General features: G+C 62.2%; 16 protein-coding genes and 1 pseudogene. 8 read left to right on the top strand and 9 right to left on the bottom strand.

Annotated elements, in window-relative coordinates; all coding sequences use genetic code 11:
* Positions 1–72 precede the first annotated feature (72 nt).
* Positions 73–312 (top strand): DUF1674 domain-containing protein, encoded by a 240-nt coding sequence (locus ACWTU7_RS21565; RefSeq protein WP_455840103.1) that lies wholly within the window; start codon positions 73–75, stop codon positions 310–312.
* A 21-nt stretch (positions 313–333) separates the two neighbouring features.
* Here the strand turns inward: ACWTU7_RS21565 and ACWTU7_RS21560 are convergent, their stop codons facing one another.
* A complete protein-coding gene (locus ACWTU7_RS21560) occupies positions 334–1,005 on the bottom strand; it encodes an HAD-IA family hydrolase (protein ID WP_455840104.1) in 672 nt (223 codons plus the stop codon).
* Between the two features lie 176 nt (positions 1,006–1,181).
* On the opposite strand from ACWTU7_RS21560, the gene ACWTU7_RS21555 reads away from it, so the two are divergent.
* From ACWTU7_RS21555 to ACWTU7_RS21545, 3 genes are all read left to right on the top strand, one after another.
* Positions 1,182–2,051 carry a transglutaminase-like domain-containing protein gene (locus tag ACWTU7_RS21555; RefSeq protein WP_455840105.1) on the top strand — a complete coding sequence of 290 codons (870 nt, stop codon included), beginning with the start codon at positions 1,182–1,184 and terminating at the stop codon, positions 2,049–2,051.
* A gap of 343 nt (positions 2,052–2,394) precedes the next feature.
* Entirely contained in the window at positions 2,395–3,813 is a 1,419-nt protein-coding gene (locus ACWTU7_RS21550; RefSeq protein WP_455840106.1) for a pilus assembly protein TadG-related protein, read from the top strand.
* 387 nt (positions 3,814–4,200) lie between these two features.
* Positions 4,201–5,469 carry a class I SAM-dependent methyltransferase gene (locus ACWTU7_RS21545; protein ID WP_455840107.1) on the top strand — a complete coding sequence of 423 codons (1,269 nt, stop codon included), beginning with the start codon at positions 4,201–4,203 and terminating at the stop codon, positions 5,467–5,469.
* A gap of 323 nt (positions 5,470–5,792) precedes the next feature.
* On the opposite strand, the gene acs is transcribed toward ACWTU7_RS21545, so the two are convergent.
* A complete protein-coding gene (acs, locus tag ACWTU7_RS21540; protein WP_455840108.1) occupies positions 5,793–7,748 on the bottom strand; it encodes an acetate--CoA ligase in 1,956 nt (651 codons plus the stop codon).
* A gap of 304 nt (positions 7,749–8,052) precedes the next feature.
* Here acs and ACWTU7_RS21535 point away from each other — a divergent pair, with 304 nt between their 5' ends.
* Positions 8,053–8,325 (top strand): usg protein, encoded by a 273-nt coding sequence (locus ACWTU7_RS21535; RefSeq protein WP_065011174.1) that lies wholly within the window; start codon positions 8,053–8,055, stop codon positions 8,323–8,325.
* Between the two features lie 456 nt (positions 8,326–8,781).
* On the opposite strand, the gene ACWTU7_RS21530 is transcribed toward ACWTU7_RS21535, so the two are convergent.
* Together ACWTU7_RS21530 and ACWTU7_RS21525 are read right to left on the bottom strand one after the other, a co-directional pair.
* Positions 8,782–9,816 (bottom strand): aldo/keto reductase, encoded by a 1,035-nt coding sequence (locus ACWTU7_RS21530; RefSeq protein WP_455840109.1) that lies wholly within the window; start codon positions 9,814–9,816, stop codon positions 8,782–8,784.
* Positions 9,817–9,872: 56 nt separating this feature from the next.
* The gene (locus tag ACWTU7_RS21525; protein ID WP_455840110.1) at positions 9,873–11,048 is read right to left on the bottom strand and encodes an MFS transporter; all 1,176 of its coding nucleotides are present in this window, start codon (positions 11,046–11,048) and stop codon (positions 9,873–9,875) included.
* Between the two features lie 137 nt (positions 11,049–11,185).
* On the opposite strand from ACWTU7_RS21525, the gene ACWTU7_RS21520 reads away from it, so the two are divergent.
* On the top strand, positions 11,186–12,094 hold the full coding sequence (locus tag ACWTU7_RS21520) for a LysR family transcriptional regulator (RefSeq protein ID WP_455840111.1): 909 nt from the start codon (positions 11,186–11,188) through the stop codon (positions 12,092–12,094).
* 71 nt (positions 12,095–12,165) lie between these two features.
* On the opposite strand, the gene ACWTU7_RS21515 is transcribed toward ACWTU7_RS21520, so the two are convergent.
* The 4 genes and pseudogenes from ACWTU7_RS21515 to ACWTU7_RS21500 all read right to left on the bottom strand — a co-directional run bounded on the left by ACWTU7_RS21515 (position 12,166) and on the right by ACWTU7_RS21500 (position 14,732).
* Positions 12,166–13,215 (bottom strand): aldo/keto reductase, encoded by a 1,050-nt coding sequence (locus ACWTU7_RS21515; RefSeq protein ID WP_455840112.1) that lies wholly within the window; start codon positions 13,213–13,215, stop codon positions 12,166–12,168.
* A 131-nt stretch (positions 13,216–13,346) separates the two neighbouring features.
* A pseudogene (locus tag ACWTU7_RS21510) lies at positions 13,347–13,747 on the bottom strand (PIN domain-containing protein).
* A complete protein-coding gene (locus tag ACWTU7_RS21505) occupies positions 13,747–14,001 on the bottom strand; it encodes a type II toxin-antitoxin system Phd/YefM family antitoxin (protein ID WP_455840113.1) in 255 nt (84 codons plus the stop codon). Before ACWTU7_RS21505 ends, ACWTU7_RS21510 begins: the two are co-directional and overlap by 1 nt.
* A 68-nt stretch (positions 14,002–14,069) precedes the next feature.
* Positions 14,070–14,732 carry a YggS family pyridoxal phosphate-dependent enzyme gene (locus ACWTU7_RS21500; RefSeq protein ID WP_065011178.1) on the bottom strand — a complete coding sequence of 221 codons (663 nt, stop codon included), beginning with the start codon at positions 14,730–14,732 and terminating at the stop codon, positions 14,070–14,072.
* Positions 14,733–14,878: 146 nt separating this feature from the next.
* Here ACWTU7_RS21500 and leuS point away from each other — a divergent pair, with 146 nt between their 5' ends.
* Together leuS and lptE are read left to right on the top strand one after the other, a co-directional pair.
* Entirely contained in the window at positions 14,879–17,503 is a 2,625-nt protein-coding gene (gene leuS / locus ACWTU7_RS21495) for a leucine--tRNA ligase (RefSeq protein WP_455840114.1), read from the top strand.
* Positions 17,490–18,077, top strand: a complete 588-nt coding sequence (gene lptE, locus ACWTU7_RS21490) for an LPS assembly lipoprotein LptE (RefSeq protein WP_455840115.1) — start codon at positions 17,490–17,492, stop codon at positions 18,075–18,077. The genes leuS and lptE overlap by 14 nt, the downstream gene beginning before the upstream one ends.
* Before the next feature lie 125 nt (positions 18,078–18,202).
* Here the strand turns inward: lptE and fsa are convergent, their stop codons facing one another.
* Positions 18,203–18,856: a fructose-6-phosphate aldolase gene (gene fsa / locus ACWTU7_RS21485; RefSeq protein ID WP_029349054.1), complete on the bottom strand. Its 654-nt coding sequence runs from the start codon at positions 18,854–18,856 to the stop codon at positions 18,203–18,205.
* Positions 18,857–18,938 lie beyond the last annotated feature (82 nt).

The raw sequence follows: 18,938 nt of genomic DNA, 5'->3' as shown, positions 1-18,938 counted from the left end.
GTCGATCCTTGTCGGCTCATCGTTATATGATGGGAAACGTGTGGCCCTGTTTCAATCCGCCGGGAAAATCGCATGATCGACGAAACCAGTAAAACAGGCGAAGCCAGCAATACAAACGCCGATCCCGGTTACGGCGCGCCGCAAAAGACGCTGACGCCGGCAGCCCGCCGCGCTTTGGCGGAGGCGGAAGCACGGCGCGAACGCTATCGCCAGCAGGAAGTCGCGGTGCCGAAGGAGATCGGCGGCCGTGGCGGCAAGGAACCGGGCCGCTATGGTGACTGGGAGGTCAAGGGCCTGACCAGCGATTTTTAGGCACGACAGGATACCGGAGGGTCAGCAGACCTCGGCCGTGCGCTCCGGCTCAATGGCGATCCAGCCGCGGTCGTCGACAGCAATGCCGATCGCGTCATAACCGGCGATCGCGGCGTGCCGCGTTTGCAACGGATGCTGGTGCGTGGCGCTGATCACGACGACCGTAGCCCCTGCGGCCTCGGCTGCCGATATTCCGGCGGGCGCATCTTCGAAGACGAGGCAGTCGCACGCATCGACGCCCAGCCGCTCGGCCGCCAGCCGGAAGCAATCCGGCGCCGGCTTGCCGCGGGAGACATCCTCCGCCGCGACAAGGATGGCGGGAAGTGGGATGCCGGCGGCTGCGATGCGCAGGAGAGCCAACTCGCGCGGCGCGGATGTGACGATGGCCCAACGCTCTGGCGGCAGCGACGCCAGAAACGCCGCGGCGCCGGCGATCGGGACGATGCCGTCGACGTCGGCCGCCTCGGCCTGCAGAAGCGCATCGGCCTCGCGCATCGGGTCGACGCCGGGAAGCGCCAGCCGGGTGATGGTCTCGATTGCCCGCACGCCGTGGATCGACGGCAGGAATGCGACAACGTCGAGACCTTGCCGGTGTGCCCAATCCGCCCACACCCTCTCTGCAGCGGCAATCGAATTGACCACCGTGCCGTCCATGTCGAACAGGAAGGCTGCGAATTTTTTGCCTGCGAACATCTGCTATCCCGGGAGGTTGTTTCGGAGGGACCAAAAGTCTGTCGATCGACCGTAACGTCCCGTCGGCTGCATGGGAAGGCGCGAGATCGCCTTTTCGACAATACCAGGGAACCACGGCGAGCCGTCTCGCGTTGATCAAACCGCCTTCCACGATGCTCAAAAGCGGGGGAACCGCGATGCTGATTCGGCTCGGCTACGAAATCGCCATCGACTGTGCTGAAGCCACCCCGGTGATTTCGCTGCTCGAGATCCACAAGGAGCGCCAGGCCGATATCAAGCGGCAGACGCGCTTGCTGACCTCGCCTTCCGTCCCAACCCGGCTCTATCACGATCTCTATGGTAACACCTGCCGCCGCTTCACGGCGCCTGGCGGTGGCTTTCGCATCCTTTACGACGCCGTCATCGAGGACAGCGGCGAGACCGACGAGGTCAACCCGCTGGCCAGGGAAATGCCGGTAGCAGAGTTGCCCGACGATGTGCTCTGCTATCTGCTCGGCAGCCGCTATTGCGAGACCGATCATCTCAGTGATCTCGCCTGGCAGGTTTTCGGCCCTGTTCCATCCGGCTGGGCGCGGGTGCAGGCGATCGTCGACTATGTCCACAACCGTCTGTCGTTCGGTTACGGCTATGCGCGCCCGACCCGCACGGCGGCGCAGGCGCATGAGGAGCGCGTCGGAGTCTGCCGCGACTTCGCTCATCTGGCGATCACGCTCTGCCGCTGCATGAACATCCCCGCCCGCTACGTGAACGGCTATCTCGGTGACATCGGCGTACCGGTCGACCCGGCACCGATGGATTTTTCGGCGTGGCTGGAAGTATTCCTCGACGGCAAATGGTACACGTTCGACCCCCGCCACAACATGCCGAGGATCGGCCGCGTCGTCATCGCGCGCGGCCGTGACGCGACCGACGTGCCGTTGCTGCACAGTTTCGGCCCGCACCGGCTCAGCCTGTTCAAGGTCTGGACCTACGAGCAGGAAAGCAATCTGTTCAACCCGCCCCATCGCGGCGTCGACAGGACCGCCAGCGCGCAGATGCTGGCATAGAAACGCAAGCGCGAACGGCGTGCGTCCCGCTGTAACGATCATCCGGGCTGTCCTACGGATCTGGTGTGCCTGATCCGATCCGGCACAGAACCTCTGTGCCGGATCGGGATCGAGTTCTTGTGCTCCACGGCAGACGTCGGGATCATGGTAAGCGCTTCGTAAACGAAACTGCCGCAGCGGCTTGTCGTTTACCGATTGTTCACCCTGCCGCATTTCGAAACTAAGCAGAAACAACGATTTGAGATGAGCCGCCGGCTTTTGGTGCGTTGACGGCGCCATCCGGCCGGAATCCTGCAATGCGCCCTCACACGGCCTCTAGGTCGTGGCGAATGGAGGCGGAAGCATGCGGCATCTTGGGGGTCTTGTTCACGCGATCGGTGGCTTTGCCGGAGATCGAAGCGGAAACTTAGCGGTTCTGCTCGGCATGGTCGCGTCCGTGCTGGCGTTGGGCGTCGGCTTTGCCATCAACGTTTCCCAACTCTACAATGCCAAATCGAGCCTGCAAGGCGTGGTCGATGCTGCGGTGACCTCGACGGCACGCGACCTGACGACCGGCGTCGTCAGGGAGGCCGATGCCAACGCATCGGTGCAGGCGTTTCTCAGCGCCAACAGCCAAGCGGGCATCCTGAGCGCCGACCGGATCGTCCTCGAGAAATTGACCGTCGACAAGATCGCCAAGACGGTCCAGGCGGACGTCCATGTCGATGTCGGCCTTTATTTTCCGATTTTCAGCACGGGCGACATGCAACGTGTCGCTGCATCGACGACAGCGCTCTATTCGGACAAGCAGATAGAAGTGGCGATGATGCTCGACGTGACCGGATCGATGGCGGCCAGCTGGTATAGGAGGACCAACAAAATTGGCGACCTGCAGGTCGCGGCTTCGAAGGCTGTGAGAGATCTGCTTAGATCGAACTACGACAAGAACGATCCCCGCGTGCGGGTGGCAATCGTTCCCTACGCCGAAGCAGTCAACACAGGCGGGTTGGCCAGCACAGTGTTCGTAGAGACGAGATATGGATCAAAAGTGCCGCCGCCGATCGATGCTCCGGTTTCGGTGTCCTTGACATTGGCGCCGGACAAATGCGCCACCGAGCGCAAGGACAAGGATGGCTACGCCGACTATTCGCCCGACGGGCCTTATACGCCGCGCCTGGACAACAACGGCAAAACCTATCTGGCCAAAGTTAATCGGGACTATCGCATGAGGACATGTCCGTCTGCCGCGCTCATCCCCCTGACGGCCGACGAAGACAAACTGCTCGACACAATCACGAATTTCAGGGCGGATGGCGTCACCGCCGGCGGCATCGCCGCGCAATGGGGTTATTACATGCTTTCGCCGTCGTGGCGCTCGGCGATAGCCGATGCCGGTCTGGGTGCCGGTCCCGCCAATTTCGATAAAAGAAAAGTGACCAAGGTCGCCATCCTGATGACGGACGGCAGGTTCAACACTGCTTTTGCCAAAGGGCGTGGTGCGCCCACAACACAGGGTCAGGAACAGACCTCACGAAACAATGCCGAAGCCGTCTGCGCCAACATGAAGCGCGATGGGATCGAGATATTCACGATCGGCTTTGACCTGAACGATCCGACCATGACGGTAACCGAGCGGGACCAGGCAAAGAGCGTGCTCAAGAATTGCTCCACAGCGGATACGTCCTCGCTGAAGCACTATTACGAGGCCGCCACGGGCACGGAACTGGCTGCCGCCTTCGACGAGATCACCGGGAATATCGAGAAGCTTACCATCAAACGCTGACCTTTCTTGTCGGGACTGAAACACGAAACCAAAAGGAAAAGGCCGCCGCTTCTTTCGAAGCCGGCGGCCTTCCGTGTTTCCGTCCATGGCGCGGCTCATGGCAGCGACGGTTTGCGTCGCCAGCCGCGCATCTCGCGCCTTAACGGGAAGACTGCTTCCCGAAAGTGCAATCCGCTGAGGCCACGTTCTGGAAAACGAAATCACTCGACATCGGATCACCTCCTTTCGATTTGTTGAACACGCCCTCATGATGGGGTGTCGATCCGCAAATGGCAAGGCGCGATGGTGAAAATGCCGTGCGAGCTTGTCGCTGGCGGCTTGCGACTGTCCGATCGGACAGGCAAAGTCGCCGTGGACCGCCAGCGTACTGAGCAGGGGAGGACGGGGATGGAGGCAGCCGAGAGAGCCGCACGGATCGTTCGAACGGTTATCGAGACGTTGCAGCCGGGTTTCGCGGTCAGGCTGTGGACTGGCGAGCGGATCGGGCCCGTCACCGGCCCCGTGCTCACCATCAACGACCAGGACATCGTCTGGCAGGTGATGCGTCGGCCCAATCTCTCGACGCTGATCGAAATGTGGATTTCCAAGACCATCGATGTGGAAGGCGGATCGCTGTTCGATTTCTACGCTCTGCCTTCGCACGGCAAGCTCAGGACGAAGCTAAAGTCGTTGCCCAAGCTCGCGGTCCTGCGCGACCTGCCGGCCGTGCTGTTTTCGAGAAAACAGATGACGGCGCGGACCGACCTTTCCGGGCGCAACCCCTTCGTCAGCGGGTCGAACAGGCAAGCGATCCAGCACCACTACGACATTTCGAACGCCTTCTACCGGCTCTTCCTCGACGAACGCATGGTCTATAGCTGCGGCTATTTCACCGATTTCGCCAACGGCATCGACCAGGCGCAGAAAGACAAGCTTGATCATATCTGCCGCAAGCTCCGGCTGAAGCCGGGCGAAAGACTGCTCGACATCGGCTGCGGCTGGGGAGCCATGCTCATCCATGCCGCGAAAAATTACGGCGTCGTCGGCCACGGCGTCTCGCTGTCGGAAGCCCAGACCGAACTTGCCCGCGAGCGCATCCGCTCCGAGGGGCTGGAAGATCGCATCACCATCGAGATAAAATCCTACGCCGAGCTGTCCGGCTCCTTCGACAAGATATCCTCGATCGGCATGTTCGAGCATCTGGGGCTCGCCAACCACGCTGCCTATTTCTCGACCATCCATCGCCTGCTCAAACCGGGCGGCATCTACCTGCATCATGCCATCACCCGGCGCGACAAGGGCAGCATCAAGAAGACCTTGCGCAAGGGCCCGGAATTCAAGGCGCTGATCAAATACATCTTTCCCGGCGGTGAGCTCGACACGATCGGCATGACGCTCGGCAATCTCGAAGCGCACGGCTTCCTTGTCTACGATGTCGAGAATTTGCGCGAGCACTACGCCCGCACCTGCCGTCTGTGGGCCGAGCGCCTCCACGCACGCTTCGACGAAGCGATCGCCGAGGTCGGCGAAGCCAAGGCGCGCCTGTGGCTGCTTTATCTCACCGGATGTTCGATCACTTTCGAACGCGCCTCGGCGCAGATTTTCCAGACCGTCGTCACCAAGCGCGCGCGGGGCCCGAGCGGACTGCCACCGACGCGAGCGGACCTTTATCGATGATCAGCATGCGTATTGCGTTCTGCCGCGATCCTTCGCGCCCCCCTCTGTCCTGCCGGACATCTCCCCCACAAGGAGGGAGATTGGCTGTCACCCCGGTTTTCGCCAATCGCCAGCGTGGTGTTGTGGGCGCGGCGCCCGAACTGCCGATCTCCCCCCAAGTGCGGGAGATGTCCGGCAGGACAGAGGAGGGCGCTTTCCCGCTTGCATCTCAAATGTTCTGCACCGCCTAAACGAACCGCATCATCTCGCCCACCCCGACACGGGCCGGTCGACCACGCAGTAGACGCCGAGACTTGTGCACGTTGTGGCGGTTGCTGCCTGCATCAAGCCCTCTTGTTCTGCCGGTTGGCGACGAGGTCGTCGACGACCGCCGGGTCGGCCAGCGTCGAGGTATCGCCGAGCGCGGCAAAATCGTCCTCGGCGATCTTGCGCAGGATGCGCCGCATGATCTTGCCCGAACGGGTTTTCGGCAGGCCCGGAGCGAACTGGATCTTGTCGGGCGTGGCGATGGCGCCGATGTCCTTGCGGACATGGGCGACGAGTTCGTTGCGCAACTCCTCGCTCGGCTTCTCGCCGGCCATCAAAGTGACGTAGCAGTAGATGCCCTGGCCCTTGATGTCGTGCGGATAGCCGACGACGGCGGCTTCAGAGACTTTCTCGTGCGAAACCAGCGCGGATTCGACCTCGGCCGTGCCCATGCGGTGGCCGGAAACGTTGATGACGTCGTCGACGCGGCCCGTGATCCAGTAGTAGCCATCAGCGTCGCGCCGGCAGCCGTCGCCGGTAAAATATTTGCCCTTGTAAGTGGAAAAATAGGTCTGCACGAAGCGCTCGTGATCGCCATAGACGGTGCGCATCTGGCCCGGCCACGAATCGGCGATGCAGAGGTTGCCGCTGGCAACACCTTCCAGCACCTTGCCGTCGCCGTCCACCAGTTGCGGCCTGACGCCGAAGAACGGCCGCGTCGCGGAACCTGCCTTAAGGTGGGTGGCGCCGGGCAGCGGCGTAATCAGGATGCCGCCGGTCTCGGTCTGCCACCATGTGTCGACGATCGGCACCTTGCCGTTGCCGACGACGTTGAAATACCACTCCCAGGCCTCCGGATTGATCGGCTCGCCGACCGTGCCCAGCACGCGCAGCGATTTGCGCGACGTCCTGGCGACATGGGCGTCGCCGGCGCCCATCAGCGCCCGCAACGCCGTCGGGGCGGTGTAGAAGATGTTGACCTTGTGCTTATCGATGACCTCCCAGAACCGGGACTGCGACGGGTAGTTCGGCACGCCTTCGAACATCAGCGTGGTGGCGCCGTTGGCGAGCGGCCCGTAGACGATGTAGCTGTGGCCGGTGACCCAGCCGACATCGGCGGTGCACCAGTAGATGTCGCCGTCATGGTAGTCGAAGACATATTGGTGGGTCATCGAGACATAGACGAGATAGCCGGCCGTGGTGTGCAGCACGCCCTTCGGTTTGCCGGTCGAACCCGATGTGTAAAGGATGAACAGCGGGTCCTCGGCCTTCATCTTCTCGGGTTTGCACTCCGCTTTCACCGTCGCGACCTCGTCGTGGTACCAGACGTCGCGTCCGGCGACCCAGCCGGTCTTGCCACCGGTACGGCGCACGACGACGACCTTCTCGACTTTCGTTCCGGCCTTGGCGGCGATCTCAATCGCCTTGTCGGTATTGTCCTTCAACGGGATGGGCTTGCCGCCGCGCAGGCCTTCGTCGGCGGTGATGACGAAGGTTGATTTGCAATCGTCGATGCGGCCGGCCAGCGCGTCCGGTGAAAAGCCGCCAAAGACCACCGAATGGATAGCGCCGATGCGCGTGCAGGCGAGCATTGCATAGGCGGCTTCCGGGATCATCGGCATGTAGATGGTGACGCGGTCGCCTTTCTTGACGCCGTGCTTCTTCATCACATTGGCGAGCCGGCAGACATGTGCGTGGAGCTCGTTATAGGTGATCTTCCTGTCATCGTAGGGATTGTCGCCTTCCCAAATGATGGCGGTCTGATCGCCGCCCTTCTTCAGATGCCGGTCGATGCAGTTCCACGAAACGTTGGTCTCGCCATCCTCGAACCATTTGATCGAGACCTTGCCGTCGAAGGAGGTGTTCTTGACCTTGCTGTAGGGCTTGAACCAGTCGATGCGCTTGCCGTGCTTGCCCCAGAATTTATCCGGGTTCTTCACGCTGTCGGTGTACCATTTCAAATAGGTGTCATTGTCGATCAGCGCGTTCTTCTTCCACGCCGGCTGGACGCGATGGACATGAACCTCGGACATTTTTCCATTCCCTCCCAAGACCAACTGCCAGCTTGCCCGCCGAGCAGCATCGCGGCGCAGCGGCCGCGAATTCGCGCGCATTATTAACAGTTCCGCGGTGACGGCAACATTAGACGTTGGATTCGCGCGGCGGGATGCCGCAGACGTCGTTTTCGCCGCTATCAGCACTCGACTACGATCGCTGCTAACTGCATGTTTTCGCGTCGTAAACCTGGCCTCTAACTACGAAATATCAATAGACGATTAAGCAAATAGCGCGCACAATTTCAAATGGGAGGAAAGGAGAATCAACCAGGGGACCGCGATGCGTGACCATTCCGAAATGGACCTGATGCTCAAGGGCTATGGCTTGACCACGGCCAAGATCCTTTATCATTTTCCCGATCATCCGCATCTGCTGCAGAGCTTCATCTGGCAGGACTACGACATCGCTCCGAAATTTCCGGTGCTGATCCGGTTCATCGAGTTCTGGCAGACCAAGCTCGATGGCCCGCTGCATTCGGTGAGCTATACGCACCAGAAGCTGATCGCGCCCAACGAATGGCACAAGGTCGACGGCGAGTTCGTGCTGCATTAGTCGAGATCGAAGACCTCACCCCGTTCTTCGCCACCCAACTCTTTGGATCGATGCCACCCCAACCATATTGGCTCTGATACGCTGCCTAGTTCTACAAGGGCACCTAGAAGTGTGCGCGCAAGCCAGCTTGGCTCTGGTGCAAGGCGATCATCGTCTACGTAGCAGTCTACTCTAGAGTGCGTGAGATACCCCTCCGGTTGGATCTCTGGTCGCCATGTATAAAAGCGACCCACCGGAGTGCTGATAGACCCACCAGCCTTGTTGCGCGCGATGTGGAAAATCACGCCATTTTGGAACCGTCCATCTGCATCGGACGTGGCGTAGTAGTCAGCACTTAGGTTCAGTTTATCCACTACAACACGATATGCAGATTGGTCGGTACTGTCGAGGCGCGACGCGCTTTGCGCGCGCCCGTCCCAGTGAAAGACAAACTGCCCCCCGTAGCGGTTTCGCTAGTTAGACCAGGGGCGGGTTCAGCCGGGCAAAGCCTTCCTGGCGGCGATAGGGGAAATACGGGTAGGGCGCGGTGACTTCGCTTGCCGTGTCGAGCTTCTTCATCTGGTCTGATGTCAATGACCATCCGACGGCGCCGAGGTTCTGGCGCAGCTGTTCTTCGTTGCGCGCGCCGATGATGACGGAGGCGACGGTCGGCCGCTGCAGCAACCAGTTAATGGCGATCTGCGGCACGGTCTTGCCGGTTTCCTTGGCGACAGTGTCGAGCGCATCGACGACCCTGTAGAGCTGCTCATCCTCGACCGGCGGCCCGAAACTTGCGGTGTCGTGCAACCGGCTTTTTTCAGGCAATGGCTCGCCGCGGCGGATCTTGCCGGTCAGCCGGCCCCAGCCGAGCGGGCTCCACACCAGCGCACCGACACCCTGGTCGAGGCCGAGCGGCATTAGCTCCCATTCATAGTCGCGCCCGACCAGCGAGTAATAGACCTGATGGGCAACGTAGCGCGGGTAGCCGTGTTTGTCCGCCAGGCCGAGCGATTTCATCACTTGCCAGCCGGAAAAGTTGGAGACGCCGACATAGCGCAGCTTGCCGGCGCGCACGAGACTGTCCAGCGTCGACAGCACCTCCTCGATCGGCGTTGCGGCGTCGAAAGCGTGCAGTTGCAGCAGGTCGATGTAATCGGTGCCGAGACGCTTGAGCGCGTCCTCGACGGCTTTGATGAGACGCGAACGGGAGGAGCCGGCATCGTTGGGTCCGTCGCCCATCGGCAGCGAGGTCTTGGTCGAGATCAGCACGGCATCGCGGCGGCCCTTGATGGCCGCGCCGAGCACCTCTTCGGAGGCGCCGTTCGAATAGACGTCGGCGGTGTCGAACAGGTTGACGCCGGCCTCCAGGCAGATGTCGACCAGCCGCCGCGCTTCCGTCGCATCGCTATTGCCCCAGGCGCCGAACAGCGGCCCCGAACCGCCGAAGGTTCCAGCGCCGAACGAGAGCGCCGGGACCTTCAGGCCCGAGGCGCCAAGACGTCGATAATCCATGGTTTTGCTCCTTGATGTCGGATGGGTTTTTTGAAGAGTGATTGAGGCTTGCCGAGCTACGACCGCGCGATTTCCGGTGTGGCGAGGACGCGGTCGAGGCGCAGCGCCAGCACCGCCACGGCCGATGCCGAGAGCGGCAGCAGCGCCGCGACCCAGGTGACCGCGCCGAGGCCGGGACCATGGGCGATGACCACGCCGCCGAGCCAGGCGCCGGCGGCGTTGCCGAGATTGAAGGCGGCGATGTTGAAGGATGAGGCGAGGCTCTGGCCGGCGCCTTCAGCCTTTTCCAGCACCCACATCTGCAGCGGCGCTACGGTGGCGAAGGCAGCGGCGCCGAGCAGGCCGACATAGATGACGGCCATCGCCTGGCTGTGCAGGGCGAAGGTCATCGAGCCGAGCACAACCGCCAGCACAACGAGACTGCCGAGAACGGAAGGCACCAGCCAGCGGTCGGCGAATTTGCCGCCAAGCAGATTGCCGGCGATGAGGCCGCCGCCGAATACAAGCAGGATCGGCGACACGGCTGCTTCCTCAAAACCGGTGATCTCGGTCAGCAAGGGGGCGATATAGGTGAAGACGGCGAAGACGCCGGCATAGCCAAGCACGGTGGTGGCGAAGCCAAGCAGGACCGGCGTGCGGCCGAGCACCGCGAGATCGCTGCGCAGGTCGCTCTTCTCAGGCGCTGCCTGGCTGCGTGGCACCAGCAGGAGAATGATGGCGAAGGCGACGATGCCGACCAGGGTTACCGTCCAGAATGTCGCCCGCCAGCCGAAGGCCTGGCCGAGCCATGTGCCGAAGGGCACGCCGAGGATGTTGGCGATGGTCAGGCCGGTGAACATCAGGGCGATCGCCGAGGCCTTCTTGTTGGGCGCAACCAAGCCGGTCGCCACGACCGAACCAACGCCGAAGAAGGTGCCGTGGGCAAAGGCGGTGAGCACGCGGGCGCCCATCAGTGTCCAGTAGTCGGGGGCCAGCGCGCAGGCGAGGTTGCCCAGTGTGAAGATCGCCATCAGCGCCAGAAGCACGGTCTTGCGCGGCCAGCGGCCGGTGGCGATCGTCAGCAACGGCGCGCCGACAACGACGCCCAGCGCATAGCCGGAAATCAACTGGCCGGCGGCCGATATCGAGACGCCGAGATCGGTGCTGACGTCGAGCAGCAGGCCCATGATGACGAATTCGGTGACACCGATGCCGAAGGCACCGGCGGCGAGGGCATAAAGAGCAAGAGGCATGGCGGTTCCCACTTCGATCACAGGCGTTTTAATGATGGGACGCCGTGTCCCCCCACGCCCCGACCCGGAAGATCGTGTCACGATGTGCTGTGAACCAGCCTTGCGTCGGGCACATCATCTGTGAAATAGATTCACGAATGGCAAGACCCGACATGAACCGTTCCGGCGAGATCGAAGTGTTCGTCCGCGTCGTCGAGGCGGGCAGCTTTTCGGCTGCGGCGCGGATGTTGCGCATGACGCCGTCGGCGGTGAGCAAGCTGATTGCGCGGCTGGAGGCGCGTCTTGGCGCGCGGCTGGTCAGCCGTTCGACACGCAAGCTGCAACTGACACCGGAGGGGGTGGCCTTCTTCGACAGCGGCGTGCGCATCCTGGCCGATATGGCGGCAGCGGAGCGCGAGGCGGCGGCCGGTGCTGCCCCGCGTGGACGGCTGCGCGTCAACAGCTACGTGCCGTTCGGGCAGCACCGGCTGATCCCGCTCATGCCGCGGTTTCTCGAACGCTATCCGGAAATCGCCATCGATCTGGTTTTGACCGACAATGTCATCGACCTGATGGAGGAGCGCGCCGATGTCGCCATCCGCGCCGGGCCGCTCGGTGAATCACGTTTGGTGGCGCGCAAGCTCGGGCAGAGCCGGGTGGTCGTCGTCGCCGCGCCACCTTACCTAAGGAAGCACGGCGCACCCCGAACGCCGGCCGATCTCGATCATCACAACCGGATGGGTTTCTGCTTCGTGCGCCATATCGACGGCTGGCCTTTCGTCGACGCGGCCGGCAAGGCGGTTGTCGTCCCGATCACCGGAAATGCGCTGGTCAGTGACGGCGAGGCGATGCGGCTGATGGCGCTCTCGGGCACTGGCATCGCCCGGCTGGCGCGCTGGCATGTGGAGCCCGACATCGCCGCCGGGCGGCTGATACCGCTTCTGGAAGACTTCAACCCCGGCGACGAGGAGCTCACCCACGCCGTCTATGTCGGGCAGGGCAAGCACTTGCCGGCACGGGTGCGGGCCTTTCTCGACTTTTTGGTCGAGACTGTCCGGTTGACCTGAGCCTAAAGAAGATCGGGAGCCAAAAGAAGATCGGGAGCCGCCGGCTCCCGAAAATCGAAGATCAGATTGAATTACTTTTTCGGCGCAAAGGGCGCCGGACGCCGGCCCGCTGCCTGACGCTCAAGCATCCAGCCCGGATATTCAGCCGGCAGCGCGCTGACCTCGTCGAGGCGAACAAGATCGTCGTTGTCGAGCTTCAACTCGGTGGCGGCAAGGTTCTGTTCGAGCTGCTCCATACGGCTGGCGCCTATGATCACGCTCATCACGAAGGGTTTGGCCAGCACATAGCCCAAAGCGACCGTGGCGACGCTGACGCCATGCTTGCCGGCGATCTCGCGCATGACGGCAACCGCCGCCCAGGCGCGGTCTTCATTGACCGGCGGGAAATTGAAGCTGGCGCGACGGCCCTCGCCATTGCCGGGGGCACCGGGTCCGTATTTGCCGGAGAGCAGACCACCCGCCATCGGCGACCAGACCATCAGCCCAAGCTTCTCCTCGTTGAGCAGCGGAACGATCTCGCGCTCCAGATCACGGCCGGCGATCGAATAGTAGGACTGGACCGTCTCAAAACGGGCGAAGCCCTTGCGTTCGGCGATGCCGAGCGCCTTGGCGATGCGCCAGGCCGCCCAGTTCGAGACGCCGACATAGCGGACCTTACCGCTTGCAACCAGATCGTCGAGCGCCCGCAGCGTCTCGTCGATCGGCGTCACCGCATCGGTGCCGTGAAGCTGATAGAGATCGATATGGTCGAGCTGCAGCCGTTCGAGGCTGCCCTCGACCGAGTCCATGATGTGGCCGCGCGAGGAGCCGCGCTGGTTGGGGCCGTCGCCCATGGCGCCATGGACTTTGGTGGCGATGATCACATCCTGCCGCTCGACGCCGAGATTCCTCAGCGACTGGCCAAGAAGCCGTTCCGATGCGCCGAAGGAATAGACGTCCGCCGTGTCGAAGAAATTGACGCCGGCGGCGAGCGAGCGGGCGACGATCTCGTCGACGGCCTTCTGGTCGAGGCTGGCGATCAGGCCCCATTGGGCGTTTTCACCTGCGGCGCCGAAGGTCATGGTGCCGAGGCAAAGTTCGGAGACGAACATCCCCGTGTTTCCAAGTTGACTATAGCGCATGGTGCAGCTCCGGAAAGTTTTGGATGACCCGACCGATATAGGAACGATACGGTTCGTTTCCATTGTTGGCGTAAAGGCCTAATGGTTCTGGACCAAGTTCTGCGACCCGACGATCCGGCGTGGGGAACAGGTCAGATTGTCCAGGGACTGAGGACCGTCACCCCCGTATCGTCGAAATCGGCGATGTTGCGCGTAACCAGAATGAGGTCGTGGACGACCGCGGTGGCGGCGATGAGCATGTCGGCGCTGCCTCGCGTGCGGCCAGCCGAGAAGCGACCCCACGACAATGCGACATTTTCAGTGACTGCAAGGATCCGGTCGGCTTGTCCCGCCGAAGCTCTCGCAGCCAGAGGTCGAGCCGTGTTTCCCGTTCGGGATCGACCTTGCGCAGCTTGACGATCCCCCGTTCGATCTCGCCGAGGGTAATAACACTGAGATTGATCGTGGCCGGATCCACTGAAGCTAGCCAGGCGGTCGGCTTGGGCAGACGCCTCTGCACATCCGAAACGATGTTCGTATCAAGCAGGTACATTAGAGGTCGATGTCGCGGATCATCGTATCCGAGCGACGGTTGACCTCCTCGGCAAAATCACCATCCCAGACCGGACCGGTCAGAAGATATTCCGCCAGTGACTTCTTTTTTCCCGGCAAGCGGTCACAGTCTTCGGCAGAAAGCACCACCGCCGAGCGCTCGCCACGCAGGGTCACCGTCTGCGGTCCCTCGCTGCGGGCGCGCTGAACCACTTTGGAAAAGTTGTTTTTCGCATCCTGAAGGTGCCAGTTCATGGACGGTGAACTCGACACGCCTGGATATCAAGGCGGGAGCCAAAATGGATCTCTAAGCCAAATGCCCGCTAGCGGCTGCCGAAAATCGCCGATCCCACCCTGACGCTTGTCGCGCCGAAGGCGATCGCGGTTTCGTAGTCGCCGGACATACCCATCGAAAGCTCCTCCACACCTGCCTCCGTGCTGAGCTTTTCCAGCAGCGCGAAGTGCGGACCGGGATTCTCATCGGCCGGCGGAATGCACATCAGACCTTCGATGGCGAGGCCGTGGACGTCGCGGCAGCGGGTGACGAAGGCGACGGCTTCGCGGGGTTCGATGCCGGCCTTTTGCGGTTCCGAGCCGGTGTTAACCTGAACGTAGAGCCTTGGTGATCGGCCTTGTCTGGCGATTTCCTTGGCGAGTTCGGCAGCGATCTTCTCGCGATCGACCGTCTCGATGACGTCGAACAGCGCGACGGCTTCCTTCGCCTTATTGGATTGCAGTGGACCGATCAGATGCAGTTCGATGTCGGGGAAGGCTTCCTTCAGCGCCGGCCATTTGGCTTGTGCTTCCTGGACGCGGTTCTCGCCGAAGATACGCTGGCCGGCTTCGATGACCGGGCTGATATCGGCGGCGTCGAAGGTCTTCGAGACCGCGACCAGCGTCACCGCGCCGGCTTGCCGTCCTGCCTCGCGCTCGGCGGCGGTGATCTTCGCCTTGACCGTGAAAAACTGTTCGACGGCGCTCGCCATGCCTATATCTGCCCCTAGTTTCTATCCTCACCGGATCGCCGCAGTTGACGGGTCCGGCAATCCATGGTGAACACCGCGACGTCATTTCCTGAGCCGCCGGGCATTGTCCGGCCGTTCGCGCCTGCTTTTTAAGTGAAAAACATCCGATGGCAACCGAACGATACAATCCGCGCGCATCAGAGCCCAAATGGCAGAAGGCCTGGGACGCCAAGAAGCTGTTCGAGGCTGACAACGACGACCCGCGCCCGAAATACTACGTGCTCGAGATGTTCCCTTATCCGTCGGGGCGCATCCATATCGGCCATACCCGCAACTACACGATGGGCGACGTGGTGGCGCGCTACAAGCGAGCCAAGGGTTTCAACGTGCTGCACCCGATGGGCTGGGATGCCTTCGGCATGCCGGCCGAGAACGCGGCGATGCAGAACAAGGTCCATCCCAAGGACTGGACCTACCAGAACATCGCCGCCATGCGCGAGCAGCTCAAGGTCATGGGTCTGTCGCTCGACTGGGCACGCGAATTCGCCACCTGCGATGTCGACTACTACCACCGCCAGCAGATGCTGTTCCTCGATTTCGTCGAGAAGCGGCTGGTGACGCGCAAATCCTCCAAGGTCAATTGGGATCCGGAGGACATGACGGTGCTTGCCAACGAGCAGGTCATCGACGGACGCGGCTGGCGCTCGGGCGCGCTGGTCGAACAGCGCGAGCTGACGCAGTGGTTCTTCAAGATCACCGATTATGCGCAGGATCTGCTGGACTCGCTGGAAGGCCTCGACGAATGGCCGGAAAAAGTGAAGCTGATGCAGGCGAACTGGATCGGCCGTTCGGAAGGCCTGCTGATCCGCTGGCCGCTGGCCACTCCAGTCGACGGCGAAGATGAGCTGGAAGTCTACACGACGCGGCCCGACACCATCTTCGGCGCCTCCTTCATGGCGGTCGCAGCTGATCATCCGCTGGCAAAGAAGGCGGCCGAAAGCAATCCGGCGCTGGCCAAGTTCATCGACGAGGTTCGCCATATGGGCACTTCAGTGGCGGCACTGGAGACAGCCGAGAAGAGGGGTTTCGATACCGGCATCCGCGTCGTCCATCCGATCGACGAGGCGTGGACGCTGCCTGTCTATGTCGCCAATTTCGTGCTGATGGAGTACGGCACCGGCGCCATCTTCGGCTGCCCGTCCGGTGACCAGCGCGACCTCGACTTCGCTAACAGATACGGCCTGCCGGTCATTCCGGTGGTGATGCCGGAAGGCGAGAACCAGGGAAACTTCCAGATCATCGACGAGGCCTATGTCGGCGACGGCGTGATGATCAATTCGCGCTTCCTCGACGGCATGAAACCTGATCAGGCGTTCGACGAGGTGGCGAAGCTGCTGGAACAAAAGACCATCGGCAATCGGCCGATGGCCGAGCGCAAGGTCAACTTCCGCCTGCGCGACTGGGGAATTTCGCGCCAGCGCTACTGGGGCTGTCCGATCCCGATGATCCACTGCGAGGATTGCGGCGTGGTGCCGGTGCCGAAGGCGGACCTGCCGGTCAGGCTGCCTGACGATATCGAGTTTGACCGGCCGGGCAATCCGCTCGACCGCCATCCGACATGGCGGCATGTGAAATGCCCGCAATGCGGCAAGGATGCACGCCGCGAAACCGACACGATGGACACCTTCGTCGATTCGTCCTGGTATTTCGCGCGCTTCACCGCGCCCTGGGCGAACGACCCGACCGATCCCAAGGCAGCTACCGAATGGCTGCCGGTCGACCAGTATATCGGCGGCATCGAGCACGCCATTTTGCACCTTCTCTATTCACGCTTCTTCACCCGCGCCATGCGCGAGACCGGACATGTCGATCTGGCCGAGCCATTCAAGGGCCTGTTCACGCAAGGTATGGTGGTGCACGAGACTTATCGGGTCGGCAGTGGCTCCAACAGCCGCTGGCTTGCGCCCAGCGAGGTTCGGCTGGAGGACGTCGACGGCAAACGCCGGGCCATCGAAATCGCCACCGGTGAAGAGGCGGTGATCGGCCCGCTCGAAAAAATGTCGAAGTCGAAGAAGAACACGGTGAGCCCGGAAGAGATCACCGACGGCTACGGCGCCGACACCGCCCGCTGGTTCATGCTGTCGGACTCGCCGCCCGAGCGTGACGTGGAATGGACCGACGAGGGTGCTGCCGGCGCGCACCGCTTCATCCAGCGTATCTGGCGCTTGGTGTCGACAGCTGCCGAATCGCTCGCTGCAGTCCAGCCGGCAGCGGCGAAGGAGAGCGAGGCAGGAACTGTTTCCAAGGCCGCGCACAAGGCGTTGAAATCGGTCGGCGAGGATATCGAAAAGCTCGCCTTCAATCGCGCCATCGCCCGCATCTACGAGCTCGCCAACGCGCTCACCACGCCGCTCAACGAGGCGGCCGAAGGCAAGGCCGATCCGGCGCTCAAGGCTGCGTGCCGGCAAGCCGTCGACATCCTCGTGCATCTGATTGCGCCGGTCATGCCGCATCTGGCCGAGGAATGCTGGCAGACGCTCGGCGGCACCGATCTGGTCGCCGAACGGCCCTGGCCTGTCTATGATCCGTCGCTTGTCGTCGACAGCGAGATCGTGCTGCCGGTCCAGGTCAACGGCAAGAAACGCGGCGATTTGACAATTGCCCGCGACGCGGACCAAGGTGCCGTCGAAAAAGCGGTTCTGGCTCTCGACTTCGTGCAGAAAGCGCTCGAAGGTAAGGCACCGCGCAAGGTGATCATCGTCCCGCAGAGGATCGTCAATGTCGTTGCCTGATCCGAGGAAGACAGAAGTGGCGCATTTGCTGCGCCGTACCGCGCTGTATGGCCTGGTCGCTTCGGTTGCGCTGGTTTCGGCCTGCACGGTGCGCCCGCTCTATTCGAGCGCGCCGCTGTCGGCCGGTTCGCAAGTCCGGGCTGCCGCCGAACTCGGGTCCATCTCTGTCAAGCCGGTCAACACCCGCTACGCCCAGCAGGTCCGCAACAATCTGATCTTCGCGCTTGGCCAGGGCGCGGGCGAGCCGGCGTCGCCAGCCTATTCGCTCGATCTCGGCGTTACCGAACTTGTTGAATCCGCTGCGACCGTGCAGGTCACGACCGATGACGACGAGCCGACAGCGGGCACGGTGACACTGACCGCGAATTATGTGCTGACCGACGCCAAGACCGGCAAGACCATCGCGACCGGCAGGCGCTCGATAGCGTCGTCCTTCGACAGGCCCCGTCAGGAATTTGCCTCCTACCGGGCGCAAATCGACGCCGAAAACCGCGCGGCGCGCGAACTAGCGGACCTGGTGCGCCTGTCGATCGCCCAGGATCTGGTCAAGCACGGCAAGACAGTGGCGGGTTAAAACTTTTCGGCGTGGATCGAGGCGTTCCGGCTACGCCGAGGTCTAGTTGCTCGCGCACAAAAAAGGCCGATTGCTCGCCTTTTTACGGGAACGCGGCGTCTTAATTTCAGCCGATCTTCTGGATTTCAGCCGATCTTCTGGCCGGTCTTGGCCCAGTCTGCGAGGAACTGCTCCAGGCCCTTGTCGGTCAGCGGGTGCTTGACCAGCGCCTTCAGCGTCGCCGGCGGGGCGGTGATGACGTCGGCGCCGATCAGTGCGGCCTGCTTGACATGGTTCACCGTGCGCACCGAGGCGGTCAGGATCTCGGTCTGGAAATCATAATTGTCGTAGATGGTGCGGATGTCAGCAATCAGTTCCATGCCGTCCCAGCCGGAATCGTCGATGCGGCCGACGAAGGGCGAGATGAAGGAGGCGCCGGCCTTGGCGGCGAGCAACGCCTGGGTGGCCGAGAAGCACAAAGTAACATTGACCATGCGGCCCTCCGACCGGATGTCCTTGCAGGCCCTCAGGCCGTCGAGCGTCAGCGGCACCTTGATGCAGACATTATCGGCGATCCTGGCCAGGATCTTGGCCTCCGCCATCATGTCCGTGTATTCGGTGGCGACGACTTCGGCCGAGACCGGGCCCTTGACGATCTCGCAGATCTCTCTGGTGACGTCGGCGATCTTGCCGCCGGATTTGAGGATCAGCGAGGGATTGGTGGTGACGCCGTCGAGCAGCCCCAAATCGTTCAGCTCACGGATTTCCTTGACATCGGCGGTGTCGACAAAAAATTTCATGACGGTCTCCTGAAGATTTTTTCATGTGCATGTCACGCACATTTGGGGTCGGACTTTGATCTAGACCAAAGTCGGGGCAAGG

The sequence above is a fragment of the Mesorhizobium sp. BHscii genome (assembly GCF_053848065.1).
Note: the sequence above shows the minus strand (reverse complement) of the source record. Positions and strands in the feature narration are given on the sequence as shown.